The sequence below is a fragment of the Erythrobacter sp. SN021 genome, from assembly GCF_021864455.1.
In genome coordinates this window covers 227,309-241,429 of sequence record NZ_JAKKUW010000002.1, presented here as the reverse complement: position 1 = coordinate 241,429, position 14,121 = coordinate 227,309, and the positions used below count along the sequence as shown (strand labels likewise).

Sequence of the window (14,121 nt, the reverse complement as noted above, 5' to 3'; positions counted from 1 at the left end):
CTGTCCGTAAAGAGCCGCGCAAACCGATACCTATCCAGATGGAGCCCGCCGCCGTGGCCCTGACGCCCAAGAACCAATTGTCCCATGAAGAAAAGCGCGCCAAGCAGCAGAGTGCCGAGCAGGAGGCCTTGCTGCGCGAGGTCGACGATGCCGTGCGTCAAGGCGATGCCCAGGAATTCCTCGATAAATGGGGCAAGCCGCTGCTCGGTTTGCTGATACTGGGCTTGGCTACATTCGGCGGATACCTTTATTGGGACAGCCGCCAGGAAGCCGCGATGGAGAGCGATTCCGAAGCGCTGGTGGGTGCGCTCGACCAGATACAGGCGGGCAATGTCGGCAGCGGGTTCGACCGGCTGGAAGACCTCGCCGGCAAGGAAGGTAGCGGTGCCGCGGCCGCGGCGGCGATGATGCGCGCCGGTATTGCCGAACAGCGCGGAGATACCGAGCAGGCCGTGACTCTGTTCAAGGCTGTTGCCGATAACGACGACGCTGCACCTGCCATGCGGGACCTTGCGCGCCTGCGGGCGATTGCAATCGATTACGATAGCATGGAAAGTGCGGAGATTATCGCTGCTCTCAAACCGCTGGCGGTGCCGGGCAAGGCCTATTTCGCGAGCGCCGGTGAACTGCTCGCCCATGCCTATCTCGATCAGGGCAAGCGCGACGAGGCAGGCACCCTTTTCGCCCAGATCGCCAAAGACGAGGAAAGTCCGGAATCGCTCCGATCGAGAGCGCGTCAGATGGCAGGCGTACTGGGCGTCGATGCGATCGAGGATGTGAACGAACTGCTCGAAGAGCAAAGGGTCGAACGCGGCGGGGCCGATGGCGAAGGCGCCGTGGTCGCAACCGAATAAGGCCGATTGCGGCCCTTCAGGATTTACGGAACGAGGATATAGATGAAGCACCGCACAAACTTTACGCGAACGGCATTTGTCGCGGTTCTGGCCACAGGCCTCGGCGCTTGCAGTGGCGGCCTTTTCGGCGGCGGCGAAAACAAACGGGTCACGCCGACCATGGGGGAACGCCAGCCGATCCTTTCGCGTATCCAGACCGGAGCCGAAGTCGATCCGGCGCTGGCCGGCGTTTCGGTCGTCCTGCCGCCGGCACAGTCGAACGACGTCTGGGCGCAGGCGGGAGGCAACGCCAACAAGTCCTATGGCCATCTGGCTCTGGGGGCGTCGCCTACGCGCGTGTTCGCGGTCAATGTGGAAGGGGCCACCAATCGCCGTCGTCTCGGCGCATCGCCGGTCGTGGGCGATGGCATCCTGTTCGCTGTCGGCGGAGACGGGAGGCTGTCCGCCTTCGATGCACAGACCGGCGCGCAGCGCTGGACCTACGATCCGGGACTGGAAAGCGACCTCAAGCCGTCCGCCTTCGGCGGCGGTGCGAGTTACGATGACGGCAAGGTCTATATGACCGATGGCGCCGGCGATGTGATCGCGCTCAATGCAGCCGATGGGTCGGTGCTATGGAAGGTCAAGCCGTCCGGCCCGCTACGCGGATCGCCGACGATCGCCTTCGGTTCGGTCTTCGTGATGACGCAGGACAACCAGATCTTCGCGCTCGATGCCAGCGATGGTTCGATCCAGTGGCAGGAGTCGGGCTCTTCGACCCAGGCAGGGGTCTTCGGGGTGGCCGCGCCAGCCGCGGGACAGGGCACCGTCATCGCGGGCTACAGTTCCGGAGAACTGATTGCGCACCGGTACGAAAACGGCCGAACTCTATGGGCGGACGCGCTTGCCCGCACCTCGATTTCGACTTCGGTCGGTTCGCTCACCGATATCGATGCCGATCCGATCATCGACAATGGCCGCGTTTACGCGCTGGGTCAGGGCGGTCGCATGGCGGCCTACGAATTGGTCACCGGCCAGCGTATCTGGGAACTCAACCTTGCCGGAATTTCCACCCCCGCCATTGCGGGCGAGTGGATCTTCGCCCTGACCGACGATGCGCGTCTGCTGGCCATCGCCCGTACCACGGGCAAGGTTCGCTGGCTCACCCAATTGCCGCGCTGGCGGAATGAAGAAGACAAGAAAGGGCCGATCTTCTGGTCGGGTCCGGTACTGGCCGGCGGCAATCTGTGGGCGGTAAATTCCGAAGGGCACGTCTATAGGATCAGTACGGGCGAAGGCTCCGCCAGCCTGTTCACCGATCTCGACCAGCCGATCTCGCTCGCGCCGGTCGTTGCGAACAATACGCTCTATATCCTCGACGACAGCGGGCGGATTACCGCGTTCCGGTGATTTTCATGCTAGCATGGCCACTGTGTTAACCAACACCGGTTAAGCAAGGCACGGTCATGAGCGCGATGAAGCATGTACCCCAAGCGCGGCCGAAGAGCGATGTCTCTTCGGCCGTCGGACTGGTGGGTCTTGCCGGGCTGTTCGCCTGGGTCGTCTTCGCGCGCGCTTTTCCCGATATCGCCGACGCTTTCGGCTGGGCGGTTCCCCGCGATACGCTGGGTGGCCCGAATTCTGCGCTGGTTGGCCTGCTGGCCGCCGCGATCCCGATGGCGGCATGGTCGATCTTCGTCGAAAAGGTCCATCTTCGTCCCTCGACGGGGCTCGACTGGTCGTTAAGGCGGACGCGCAGGCCTGATCGCGGGGCCACCTGGGTCAAGCTGGCCGGGCTGTGGGCGACCTGGGCCATTATCGCCGGCCTTTACAGCCTGTGCCGCTGGTATTGGGATGGGCAGTACGTTTTCTCCATGCAGGTGCTCGGCTACGCAGCACTTCCGCTGGTCGTTCTTTCGGTACCCTATGTTTTCTGGATCGACCGTGCTCTGGTGAACCAGCGCGACCATGCCTGGCACTTCGGCGCGCTGCTGCTGATGCGACCCGGCTGGGACTTGGCAGAGGTGAAAAAGCACTGGCAGATCTGGATCATCAAGGCCTTCTTCACCGCCTTCATGATCTCCATCATCCCATTTGCCTTCCGCACGATCGTGAGCGCCGATTTTGCCGAGGTCGCCGCGCGTCCCGAACGCATTGCGCTGACGATCATCGAGGCGATGTTCATGATCGATGTGATGATCGGTACGGTGGGCTATATCGTAACCATGCGCCCGCTCGATGCGCATATCCGCTCGGGCAACCCGCTACTGGGCGGCTGGGTGGCGGCGCTCATCTGCTATCCACCCATCGTCTGGGGCATTCTCGGCGGCGGCAAGGCGATCAATTACGAATTCGAGACGGCTGGCTGGCTACACTGGATGGCGGGCAATGACGCGCTGATCGCACTGTGGGGCGCATTGCTCGTCTTCCTGACCGGGATCTATGCCTGGGCAACCTTCGCCTTTGGTCTGCGGTTTTCCAACCTCACCTATCGCGGCGTGCTGACCAACGGCCCATACCGCTTCACGCGGCACCCGGCCTATGTTTCGAAGAATCTGTTCTGGTGGGCTGCCATCCTGCCTTTTCTCGTCACCAGCGGTTCGATCGTGGAGGCGATCCGCAACTGCTTTTTCCTCCTGGTGGTCAATGCCATCTACTTCTGGCGGGCAAAGACCGAAGAGGCGCATCTCCTCGCCGAGGACCCCAAATATCGCGAATATCACGCCTGGATGGCACGGCACGGTCTTCTGACCGCACCCCTGACGAAGCTGTGGAGCCGCCTGAAGCCGCGTCCCGGCATCGCGCCGCAACCCGCCGAATAGTCAGCCGAGCGGTTGGCCCTCGTCGGTCTCGTAGACTCTGAGATCGCGTGACTGCGGCGGATTGGCGGCCATCACCTTCTGAAACTCGGCCATGTGCTCCGATTGGCCATGCGTATCGAGCGCCTCGCGATCACGCCATCTTTCGAACAGTATCAGAGTATCGGGATCGGCGATGTCGCTGGCAAAAGTGTAGTCCAGACAGCCATCTTCCGCGCGGCTGGCGCGCACCATCTCCACGATTGCCTTGCGCGTGGCGGCATCGATCGGACGCCCCAGCTTGATCGTCCCGTTGATCTGGATCACTGCCTGTCTCCCTCGGCTCTCAGAAGCTGTGTTCGTAAATGCGCGAAATATCGCCGCCCCAATCCCCGTGATAGCGGTCGAGCAGGACCTGCGCCGGCACTTTGCCACCGGCGACGATCTCGTCGAGCGTTTCGAGAAAGCCGGTTTCGTTATCGCCCGATGTGTTGAGACGACCGCGCGCGGCGAGGCCCGCGCGGGAGATGGCCAGCACTTCCCTGGCGAGATCGATCAGCTTGCCGCCACCCGGGATCGGGGCATCGAGCGCAAGCTTGGGCACGGCATTGCGCAATTCCTCGCGCTCTTCCATCGTCCAGTGTTTGACCACATCCCATGCCGCATCGAGCGCGCCCTGTTCGTAGAGCAGGCCGACCCAGAAGGCGGGAAGCGCGCAGATCCGGTTCCAGGGGCCGCCATCCGCACCGCGCATTTCGAGAAAGCTCTTGAGGCGCACCTCGGGAAAGGCGGTGGAAAGGTGGTCCCACCAATCGCTTTCCGTGGGTTTTTCACCAGGGAGCACTTCCAGCTTGCCGTCGAGGAAATCGCGAAAGCTCAGACCTGCCGCATCGATGTATTTCCCGTCGCGGAAGACGAAATACATCGGCACGTCGAGCATATAGTCGACCCAGCGATCGTAGCCGAACCCGTCCTCGAAGACGAAAGGCAGCATGCCCGTGCGATGCGGATCGGTATCGCTCCAGATATGCGAGCGGTAGGACAGGTAACCGTTGGGTTGCCCTTCGGTGAAAGGCGAATTGGCGAACAGGGCAGTGGCGAGCGGCTGGAGCGCGAGGCCGGTGCGGAATTTCTGTACCATGTCGGCTTCGGTGGAATAGTCGAGGTTCACCTGGATGGTGCAGGTGCGCAGCATCATGTCGAGGCCGAGACTGCCCACGCGCGGCATGTGCCGCATCATGATTTCATAGCGGCCCTTGGGCATGACCGGCAGCTCTTCGCGTGTCTTGTCGGGCCACATGCCAAGACCGATGAAACCGACCCCGAGGCGTTCGCCCACTTCCTTGACCTGCGCGAGGTGGCGGCCGGTCTCGGCGCAGGTATCGTGCAGATTCTCGAGCGGGGCGCCGGACAATTCGAGCTGACCGGCAGGCTCGAGGCTGACCGTGCCGTCCTCGCCCTTCATCGCGATGACCTTGCCGTTCTCCTCGATCGGCTCCCAGCCGTACTCCCGCAGGCTCAACAGGATATCGCGAATGCCACCGGGCTCGTCATAGCTGAGCGCGCGGTGTTCCGTGCAGCAATAGACGAGCTTTTCGTGCTCGGTACCGATTCGCCATTTGCTTTTCGGCTTCTCGCCGCGTTGCATCGGGGCGACCAACTGGTCGCGGTTTTCGATGACGGGATCTTCCGCCCCTGACGTCTCACGCGTGCTCATGACGCGTGGCGATAGGCAACCGAACGTTGCGAGGAAAGGAAATTAATCTTCGTCGAGCCAGTCGCCCGCCTCTGCCATCCACACCGCCATGCCCGCGATCGCCGCTGTTTCACCACGCAGGATGCGCGGGCCGAGGCCGATGGCGACCGAGGCGGGGTGGGCACGGATGGCGGCGCGTTCGGTATCGTCGAACCCGCCTTCGGGGCCGACCAGAAGCGCTGCCGGGCCTTCGGCATAGCAGAAGGCATCGGCTGCGGGTTCGCCGCCTTCCTCGTCGGCGAAGAACAGGTGACGTTCCTGCGGCCAGTCGCGCAGCAGCGCGTCGAGCTTGGCCACCGGCGCGATTTCGGGCAGCGCTGTGCGCGCGCATTGCTCGGCCGCCTCGGTGACGATCGTGTCGGCCCTGTCGGCATTGAGCTTGTCGGCGACGCAGCGCCGAGTGACGACGGGCGCGATGCGCGCGACGCCCAGCTCGGTCGCCTTTTCAAGAACGAGGTCGAAGCGGTCTTTCTTGAGCAGGGCGGGGCAGAGCCAGAAATCGGGCACCGGTTCGCGCGGGCGCAGATGCTGCTTGGGTTGGAGCAGGACATGGCGCTTGCCTGCCTCGACCACTTCGGCGGCCCATTCGCCGGTGATATCGTCGCACAGGATCACCGCGTCTCCCAGGGAAACGCGCATTACTTTCGCGAGGTAATGGGCTTGATTGCCCTCGACCTGCATTGCGGCAGTGGCAGAGAGTTCCTGTTCGACAAACAGGCGCGGGGCGCTCTTCGGGGGCCAGGCGGGGGTGGCAGGCATGAAGCTGCGGTAGCGTTCGCGCGCGCGCGCGTCACCCTTATCGATCGACGGTTTCCTACGCGCGCATTATCTGGCACCCGTAATTTAGGCATGGCCGTGCCTCGGACATCAGCACCCGCCCCCCCCCGGTGCGCGTGTGTGTCACCCCTGAAGTCGGAACTCAGATCGTTGAATAATAACATGTATTTTGGAAATTTCGCGGGTGACAGCGTGTCGCCTTTGTCAACCGGATGCGGGCTGGTATGACCGGCACAGGCGATATCGTTCCCGACAGCGAGCATCGCGGCCTTGTCGCGCGCCTGCCACAGCTTCCCCGCGATCTTGCGCAACTGGCGCGGTTCGACCGCCCGATCGGCTGGTGGCTGCTGTTCTGGCCCTGCGCCTGGGGCGTGTGGCTGACAGGAGCAGGGTGGCAGCTCGAACTGCTGGGCTGGATGCTGCTGGGCAGCATTGCCATGCGCGGGGCGGGCTGCGTCTATAACGATATCGTCGACGCCGATCTCGACCGGAAGGTGGCGCGCACCGCCGCGCGGCCTGTGGCCAGCGGCCGAATCTCGAAGAAGCTGGCATGGGGCTGGCTGGCAGCCCTGTGCGCCGTGGGCCTGCTGGTGCTGTTACAACTGCGTCCGCTCGCGCAGGGTGTGGCGCTCGCCAGTGTGGTGCTGGTCGCTGCCTATCCCTTTATGAAGCGCATTACCTGGTGGCCGCAGGCCTGGCTCGGCCTGGTGTTTACCTGGGGGCTGCTGGTCGGCTGGACCGAATTGCGGGCGGACAATTGGGACGCGCTCCTGGCGATGTATGCGGGCTCCGCGCTCTGGGTAATCGGCTACGACACGATTTACGCGATGCAGGACCGCGAGGACGACGCGCTGGTGGGCATCCGGTCGAGCGCTCTGCGGCTCGGCGGGCGCGTGCAGGGCGGCGTGGCGGTGTTTTATGGCGGAGCGGTCGCGCTGTGGGCGCTGGCTTTCTGGCTGTATCGTGCCGACTGGGTCGCGCTGCTGGCACTGCTTCCCGCCGCGGGGCACCTGGCTTGGCAGGTGGCAACGCTCGATGGCGGGGATCCGGGCAATCCGCTCGACCGTTTCCGGGCCAATCGCTGGACCGGCGCGCTGGTCGCCGCCGCTTGCTTCGTGGTGGGGAACGCCTGACCCGATGCGCATCGCGATGTTCGAACCCGAAATTGCCGGCAATGTCGGTGCAGTGATGCGGCTTTGTGCGTGTTTGGGCGCGCGCCTCGATCTAATCGAACCAATGGGGTTCGTGTGGGATGACCGCCGCGTGCGCCGCGCGGCGATGGATTACATCGATCACGTCGAAGTGGTGCGTCATGCAGGCTTCGAGGCTTTCTACGGGACTCTGGGCGAGGGGCGCTTGGTTCTGTTCACCACCAAGGCAAGCCAGTCGGCTTACGACTACACCTATTCCCCCGACGACGTGTTGCTGTTCGGCAAGGAAAGCGCGGGCGTGCCCGACCATGTGGTCGAGGCGAGCGACGCGAAGGTGCGCTTGCCGATGCGGTCGGAAGTGCGTTCTCTCAATGTCGCGACCAGCGCGGCGATCGCATTGGCGGAGGCACTGCGGCAGACCGGCACGCTCCCGCGCTAGCGCCCCACAGTGGACAAGTAGGCGCAGCCGGGCACCCGAAACTTGAGCGACTCGGCAGGGGTTTCTTAACCTTGCCGCCATGACCGACACTTTCGTCGCCCTGTCCGATCCCACCCGCCGGCTGCTGCTCGACCGGCTGAGCGAGGAGGGCGGGCTGACTTTGTCGGACCTATCGGAAGATCTGCCGATGACACGCCAGGCGGTGGCCAAGCACCTCGCCGTGCTCGAGGCGGCCGAACTGGTCGCCTCCGAGCGCGACGGGCGTTGCAAGCGGCACTATCTCAACCCGGTGCCGCTGGCGAAGATGGCCCGCCGCTGGCTGGGGCGTTTCGAGGACGTGCCGTTGGCGGCGATGTCCGGCTTTCACGGGTCCGCAGGCGAGGCTCGCGCGGCGCGAATAGAGGCTCGCGCAGGATCGGCTCATTCATAGCTGACCACCTCGAATTCGATCCCGTCCCAGTCCAGGAAATAGAACCGGCGGCCAGGCTCGTAATCGTCATGACCGAAGGGTTCGAGGCCATGCGCGATGACGACCTTCTCCGCTGCATCGAGATCGTCGACGGTGAAGGCGACGTGGTTAAGCGGCTGGCCTTTGCGATAGTCCCCCCTCACATGCTCGCCCGTATATAACGCGATGTAATCGTGAGCTTCGCCGACATGGATCGTCCGCCCGCCTAGCTGCGACTGGCCGCGCCAGCGTTCTCTCCAGCCGAGTAAGTCCTTGAACAGCGCGGCGCTGCGATTGGGATCGGTCACCGATATATTGGCGTGTTCGAGGCGTCCTGTAACCATCGTGCATCTCCTTTTCCGGGGCGGGGCCGAGTACCGGCCGACCGCCCGCATTTGCGATGCACATACCTTTGCAACCTCAACTTCACTTGAGGTCAAGTTTCAAAAGTCCTATCAGTGAAATCGATGAACTCGAACGACCTTCTCAGCATCGGCGACCTCGCGCGCCGCACCGGCCTCTCGGCCTCGGCGATCCGCTTCTACGAGGATAAGGGGCTGATCCAGGCGCACCGCACCGCGGGCAACCAGCGCCGCTTTCTGCGCAGCGATATCCGGCGGCTGAGTTTTATCTTGATCGTGCAAAAACTCGGCCTCTCGCTCGAAGAGATCGGCGACCATTTGCGCAGCCTGCCGCAAGGGCGCACCCCGTCGAGCTTCGACTGGTGGAAGATCAGCGAGGCGATCCGCGAAAGCCTCGACCGCCGGATCGAGCAATTGCAGGCCCTACGCGACAATCTCGACGGCTGCATCGGCTGCGGCTGTTTGAGCCTGAAGACCTGCAAGCTCTACAACCCCGACGACATCGCCGCCGAGGGCGGGCCGGGGCCGAGGGTGCTGCGGTGATTGCCGACGGTCAGCTAGCGACTCGATTGCGGACATATCGTGCAGGCTATACAGGGTGCGAATTGATGTACCTTGCGCGCCTTCTTATCCTGTTGTCGTTATACACCAGCGCATTCCTGCTCGCGGAGCAAACAGGCTTTCTTCTCATTGCGGTTGTCGGAGGAGCTATCGCAGGCGTGCTTGATAGTCTCGTTCAAACTGGCCGTATCTTCGTGGCGCCCACACCGACGTCAACCTTGGCGAAGGTCTTAAGTGCGATACCCTTCTTGGCCGCCGTAATAGTGGTGGTCGCTTCTGACATTTCTTGGCCCACTGTGTTGGCGTATGCAGTGCCTTGGTTTCTAGGTGGGGTCGCCGTGTTCACGTTCGACGCTTATCAAAGCGGAGCCTGACTTCGGCTTACGGCCCAAAAACGGTCAAGACCTAGGGAGCGTCCTGCGTCTGAGACCGGAGGGTCGGCATCAATATTCCGGCCCCAGCTCCGGATCGAGGTCGCGGGGCCGGGCGAAATGCACCAGCACGCCGCAGCCGTCGCGCAGGTCGGTCCACTCCTCGATGTCGAGTTCGAACACGGCATAGGCGGCGGTGGGGAATTTTACCTTGGCTTCGTCGTAGAGCGCGTTCTCGTTCTTGGGCGCGACCAGTTCGAACAGCATGTCGCCGAGGCCCGGGTTGTGGCCCGAAACCAGCAGCGCATCGCCATCGCCGCCCTTTTCGCGGATTACGTCCATGATCGTGTCGGTCCCCGCGAGATAGAGCCGTTCGTCCCATTGCGGTACGAAGGCGGGAAGCGCCGCAGCCAGCGTTTGCTTCACACGTTCGGCGGGGCTGGCGACCAGCCTGTCCCAGTCTACGCCATGCGCGCGGATATGCTCGCCGATCACCTGCGCCCCTTGGCGCCCACGATCATTGAGCCCGCGATCGAAATCGCGCTTGTCGCTTTGCCCCCAATCGGACTTCGCGTGGCGGAGCAGGCCGAGGATCTTCATGCGCGCGTCATCACTGGGGCTGGGTCTCCGCTGCCATCTGCTCGGGGCTAACAACACCCTTGGCAACGCGCTGTAAAGCCTCTTCGAGTGTCAACCGCGTGACGGGCGTGCCCTCGGGAAAGGCGGAAAGCAACCGGCTGGGGAAGGCGGGCGAGAGCATGACGAAATGGCCCGAATCCTCGCGCGTGCGGATCAGCCGCCCGAAGGCCTGCGCGAGGCGGGCGCGAATGATCCGGTCGTCATAGCGCTGGGCACCTCCTGCTTCCTCGGCGGCAGCGGCGCGGCGCGCGCGATGGAGGATGGTGGGGCGTGGCCAGGGTACGCTTTCCATGACCACGCAGCGCAAGCTTTTGCCGGGCACGTCGACCCCGTCGCGCAGCGCGTCGGTGCCGAGCAGGCTGGCGTGCGGATCGTCGCGGAAGATATCCGTCAGCGTGCCGGTATCGATCGGATCGACATGCTGGGCATAGAGCGGCAACCCCGCCCGCGCGAGCCGGTCGGCAATCCGGCCATAGACCGCGCGCATCCGCCGGATCGCCGTAAACAGGCCAAGCACGCCGCCATTGGAAGCCTCGATCAGCCGTGCATAGGCACCCGCGAGCGCGGGAATATCGCCGCGCCTGATGTCGGTGACGATCAGCACCTCGGCGCGGCTGGCATAGTCGAACGGGCTGTCCGCCTGCGCGGTCTTGGGTTGCAATTCTAGATGCGGCGCGCCGCTCTTAGCGATGGCGTGAGCCCAATCGGGGCCGCTCTCGTCCCGATCGGTCAGCGTGGCGCTGGTCAGCATCACGCCATGTGCCGATTCGAGCACCACTTTTGCGAAGGGCTTCATCGGATCGAGCCAGTGGCGGTGGAGCCCGACATCGAATTCGCGCGCATCGTTGCGATCGACCTGCAACCAATCGACGAATTCGGGATCGGCCGGGCCGCCCAGGCGCGAAAGCAGCGCCTCCCATGCGGCAATCAGGTCGATCCTCCAGGCGAGCGAATGGCGCGCCCCCTCGATCCGCGCGCGGCCTTGGCCATCGAGCCAGTCGGGCGCGTCTTCCAGGACCGCTTCGAGCCGACCGGCGAGTTTGAGGAGTGGCGCACGGATGGAGGCGAGGGCCTGCGCCGCCGTGCCTGCCGTCTCGACCAGTTCGCCCGGAAGCTGAGCGGTTTCGGTCTCGATGCCATAGCCCGCCTCAAGCCCCTTTTCGTCGCGCGCGAAGGTGGTCGCGCGCACGACGGCGAGGAGTTCTTCCAGCGGCCCGATAGGCGAGCCTTCCGCCAGACGTCCGAGCCAGCCATCGGAGGGCAGGGCATGCGCGGCCTCGACTGCGTCTTCCACCGCTTCGCCGCCCGCATCGTCATAGCTGGCGACATCTGCGAGACGGGCGGACAGGCCCCGGCGCCGACCGCGGCTGTTCTTTTCCGGCCCGATGATCCAGCGCCTCAGCTCGATTGCCTCCTGCCCGGTCAGCGCGGCGGAGAACGTGCTGTCGGCAGCGTCGAACACGTGATGGCCCTCGTCGAAAACGATCCGCGTCGGGCGTCCGTTCACATCGCGCCTGCGAGCTGCATTGATCATCACCAGCGCATGGTTGGCGATCACCAGATCGGCCTGGGCGGCATTACGCGCACTGCGCTCGATAAAGCACTTCCGGTAATGCGGGCAGCCGGCATAGACGCATTCGCCGCGCTGGTCGGTCAGCGCCGCGACCCCCCGTTTGCGGAACAGCGTGCCGAGCCAGCCCGGCAGATCGCCGCCGATCATATCGCCATCCTGCGAATAGGCTGCCCAGCGCGCGACAAGGTGCGCGAGAATGGCGGGGCGACCGGTAAAGCCGCCCTGAAGCGCGTCTTCCAGATTGAGCAGGCAAAGGTAGTTTTCCCGGCCCTTGCGCACGACTACTGGCGGTGAACCATCCGCGCGGATATTGGGCCAGGCGCGCCTGCTTTCCTGCCGCAACTGGCGCTGGAGATTCTTGGTATAGGTCGAAACCCAGACTGTCCCGCCCGACCGTTCCGCCCACAGCGAGGCGGGTGCGAGATAGCCCAGCGTCTTGCCGATGCCGGTGCCTGCCTGCGCCAGCAGGAGGTGGGGGCGTTTCTGCCTGTCGCGCGGGCTGAATACACTGCCCGCGTCGCGCGCGAAGAGCCTCTGCCCCTCGCGCCTCTCGGCACCTTCTCCGGTAAGCCGTTCAAGGTGCGCCTCGATTTCGGGCTCTTCGATCAGAACCTGCGCCGGTTGCGCTCGTTCGGGGGCCTCCTCCCACTCGGGCAGCCGCGAGAAGAGCCACTTTTCGGCGCGTTGCGGTTTCCTCACATGCGGAGCGAGCACATTCGCCCAGGGCCAGCGCAGCCGTGCGAGCGATTGCAAGCTCGACCATGCCCCTTCGCGCTGCTCCCAGTCCTCGCTCTCGCAGGCTGCGAGCAATGCGCCGGCGGCCTGCTGGAGCAGCAGGGGCACGGCAGCATCGTCGGCCGGTTCGTCGAGGCCCAGCGCATGGGCAAGCCCCTTGGGCGTGGGCACGCAAAAGCTCGCCGGATGGACGAACGCGAAGAGTTCCAGCAGGTCGAGGCCAGACAGGTCGGGATAACCCAACCTGCTTGCCACCAGCGGAGCATTCATCAGCAATTGAGGCGTATCGGCAGCCGCCATAACCGCCTCACCCTTGGAGCAACCGCGTGTCGGCCCGTTCGGGTCGCGCAGCCAGGTCCCGGCATGGCTTGCGTGCAAGGCAGGGAGGGGCACCGGCTGAGTCACATATCGACAATGAAAGCGCCGGAACGAAAAGTAAACAGAGGGCGGCGAGACTATGCCGAGGCATGTTCGCTTCATCGCAAGCATTTAGCGGTTAGTCGCGAATTGAATTGGAAAAATCGCGAAAAATCAGATTTTTAAACCTTCCTGAACAACCGTTCATCGGAACTGTGGCGAAATCGTGTTCGTTTTCTGGGCATGACCAAGACCCGTCATCTGATCGCCAGCGCCCCCATAGCGATTGCTGCAATGGCCGCGCTTCATACCCTTCCTGCGCATGCTCAGGAGGCCCCTCCTGCGAGTGCTCAGGACGCGCCCATTCTGGCTCTGGAGACACTGCCGCAGGCTTCGTCTCCGGCACCGGCCCCCGTGGCCATCGCATCACAACCGCCCGCGGCTGCGTCTGCGACCACGCCAACGGCAACCGCGCCGGTGCTCCCCGTCGAGCCCGTTGCAGCCGAACCGGTACTCCCCGAAACCCAGCCGGTGCAGATCGAGCAAGCTGAGCCGGTCGAGCCGGTGAGCGCGGACCCTGCGCCCGTCCGCCCGGCCACGAATGTCCGAGAGACGTACGCCCGAGAGTCGACGCCCGCTTCAGAACCGGCTGCTGCCATTTCCGTGTCGGAAAATGAAGGAGTAGCCGCTTCGGCCATGCCGGTGACTGACAATACAATGGAAACACCGATTGTTGCGGAAAGCGAGCTTGCGCCGATCCCTGAGCCCATCCGAGATGAAAGTTCCGCTGCGCTCTTATTCGCCCTGCTGGGCATCGGCGGCATCGGTTTGGTTGCCTTCCTTCTGATGCGCCGCCGTCGCCGTACTACGGATGTGCCGACGATTGAGCGCCCGGTAGTAGCCGCACCGATGACTATCGACCGCGAGCCGGTGGTGACCGCCCTTGACGAAGCGCCCCATCGCGAACTTCCGGTTGATCCGGCCCCCACCCAGCCGACCAGCGATGTTGCCGTGCCGCTTCCCGTACAGCTTCCTGAAAGCCGCCGCGAACGCGGCCGTCTTCTGCGGAGCCTGATCGAAGCGCGTCCCGACCGGGCCAATCCATTCCGCTCGTACAAGGCGCGTGCCAAACGTGCCCGCCTGATCCTCCAGTCGATCGGAACCCGTTTCACCAATCGCAAGCCGGGCATCGATCTGAGCCAGTACACCAATGTCTGGCCGGAACTGCGCGGCTGGCGTCCTGCGGCAGCCTAAACCCCTCCCGACCCCTCGAATGGTGTCGCAGCGGTAGGGGCGCCCTCCCACAAGGAAGGCGCCCCTA

At 64.0% G+C, this 14,121-nt stretch carries 14 protein-coding genes; 8 read left to right on the top strand and 6 right to left on the bottom strand.

Annotation, left to right across the window (positions count from 1 at the left end; genetic code table 11):
* The first annotated feature begins 53 nt into the window (after positions 1 to 53).
* From L5849_RS05785 to L5849_RS05775, 3 genes are read left to right on the top strand one after another with little or no spacing between them, the layout of a single operon-like run.
* On the top strand, positions 54 to 854 hold the full coding sequence (locus tag L5849_RS05785) for a tetratricopeptide repeat protein (protein ID WP_236924798.1): 801 nt from the start codon (positions 54 to 56) through the stop codon (positions 852 to 854).
* Positions 855 to 896: 42 nt separating this feature from the next.
* Positions 897 to 2,243 (top strand): PQQ-binding-like beta-propeller repeat protein, encoded by a 1,347-nt coding sequence (locus L5849_RS05780; protein ID WP_236924797.1) that lies wholly within the window; start codon positions 897 to 899, stop codon positions 2,241 to 2,243.
* 56 nt (positions 2,244 to 2,299) lie between these two features.
* Entirely contained in the window at positions 2,300 to 3,655 is a 1,356-nt protein-coding gene (locus L5849_RS05775) for an isoprenylcysteine carboxylmethyltransferase family protein (protein WP_370459146.1), read from the top strand.
* On the opposite strand, the gene L5849_RS05770 is transcribed toward L5849_RS05775, so the two are convergent.
* From L5849_RS05770 to L5849_RS05760, 3 genes are read right to left on the bottom strand one after another with little or no spacing between them, the layout of a single operon-like run.
* Positions 3,656 to 3,958, bottom strand: coding sequence for a putative quinol monooxygenase (locus L5849_RS05770; RefSeq protein ID WP_115416347.1), 303 nt, complete (start codon positions 3,956 to 3,958; stop codon positions 3,656 to 3,658). It abuts the gene before it with no gap.
* Positions 3,959 to 3,977: 19 nt separating this feature from the next.
* Positions 3,978 to 5,348, bottom strand: a complete 1,371-nt coding sequence (locus L5849_RS05765; protein ID WP_236924796.1) for a glutamate--cysteine ligase — start codon at positions 5,346 to 5,348, stop codon at positions 3,978 to 3,980.
* A 42-nt stretch (positions 5,349 to 5,390) separates the two neighbouring features.
* Entirely contained in the window at positions 5,391 to 6,146 is a 756-nt protein-coding gene (locus L5849_RS05760; protein ID WP_236924795.1) for a 16S rRNA (uracil(1498)-N(3))-methyltransferase, read from the bottom strand.
* Positions 6,147 to 6,388: 242 nt separating this feature from the next.
* Here L5849_RS05760 and ubiA point away from each other — a divergent pair, with 242 nt between their 5' ends.
* The 3 genes from ubiA to L5849_RS05745 all read left to right on the top strand — a co-directional run bounded on the left by ubiA (position 6,389) and on the right by L5849_RS05745 (position 8,184).
* Positions 6,389 to 7,297 (top strand): 4-hydroxybenzoate octaprenyltransferase, encoded by a 909-nt coding sequence (gene ubiA, locus L5849_RS05755; RefSeq protein WP_236924794.1) that lies wholly within the window; start codon positions 6,389 to 6,391, stop codon positions 7,295 to 7,297.
* A 4-nt stretch (positions 7,298 to 7,301) separates the two neighbouring features.
* A complete protein-coding gene (locus L5849_RS05750) occupies positions 7,302 to 7,754 on the top strand; it encodes a tRNA (cytidine(34)-2'-O)-methyltransferase (RefSeq protein WP_236924793.1) in 453 nt (150 codons plus the stop codon).
* 79 nt (positions 7,755 to 7,833) lie between these two features.
* The gene (locus L5849_RS05745; protein WP_236924792.1) at positions 7,834 to 8,184 is read left to right on the top strand and encodes a helix-turn-helix transcriptional regulator; all 351 of its coding nucleotides are present in this window, start codon (positions 7,834 to 7,836) and stop codon (positions 8,182 to 8,184) included.
* On the opposite strand, the gene L5849_RS05740 is transcribed toward L5849_RS05745, so the two are convergent.
* Positions 8,175 to 8,546: a VOC family protein gene (locus tag L5849_RS05740; protein ID WP_236924791.1), complete on the bottom strand. Its 372-nt coding sequence runs from the start codon at positions 8,544 to 8,546 to the stop codon at positions 8,175 to 8,177. The two genes, L5849_RS05745 and L5849_RS05740, sit on opposite strands and share 10 nt — an antisense overlap.
* Before the next feature lie 123 nt (positions 8,547 to 8,669).
* Here L5849_RS05740 and soxR point away from each other — a divergent pair, with 123 nt between their 5' ends.
* Positions 8,670 to 9,107 carry a redox-sensitive transcriptional activator SoxR gene (gene soxR / locus L5849_RS05735; protein ID WP_236924790.1) on the top strand — a complete coding sequence of 146 codons (438 nt, stop codon included), beginning with the start codon at positions 8,670 to 8,672 and terminating at the stop codon, positions 9,105 to 9,107.
* A gap of 461 nt (positions 9,108 to 9,568) precedes the next feature.
* On the opposite strand, the gene L5849_RS05730 is transcribed toward soxR, so the two are convergent.
* Positions 9,569 to 10,096 (bottom strand): histidine phosphatase family protein, encoded by a 528-nt coding sequence (locus L5849_RS05730; RefSeq protein ID WP_236924789.1) that lies wholly within the window; start codon positions 10,094 to 10,096, stop codon positions 9,569 to 9,571.
* Positions 10,097 to 10,106: 10 nt separating this feature from the next.
* Positions 10,107 to 12,848, bottom strand: coding sequence for an ATP-dependent DNA helicase (locus L5849_RS05725; RefSeq protein WP_370459144.1), 2,742 nt, complete (start codon positions 12,846 to 12,848; stop codon positions 10,107 to 10,109).
* 195 nt (positions 12,849 to 13,043) lie between these two features.
* Between L5849_RS05725 and L5849_RS05720 the strand changes: the two genes are divergently transcribed.
* Positions 13,044 to 14,054, top strand: coding sequence for a hypothetical protein (locus L5849_RS05720; RefSeq protein WP_236924787.1), 1,011 nt, complete (start codon positions 13,044 to 13,046; stop codon positions 14,052 to 14,054).
* Positions 14,055 to 14,121 lie beyond the last annotated feature (67 nt).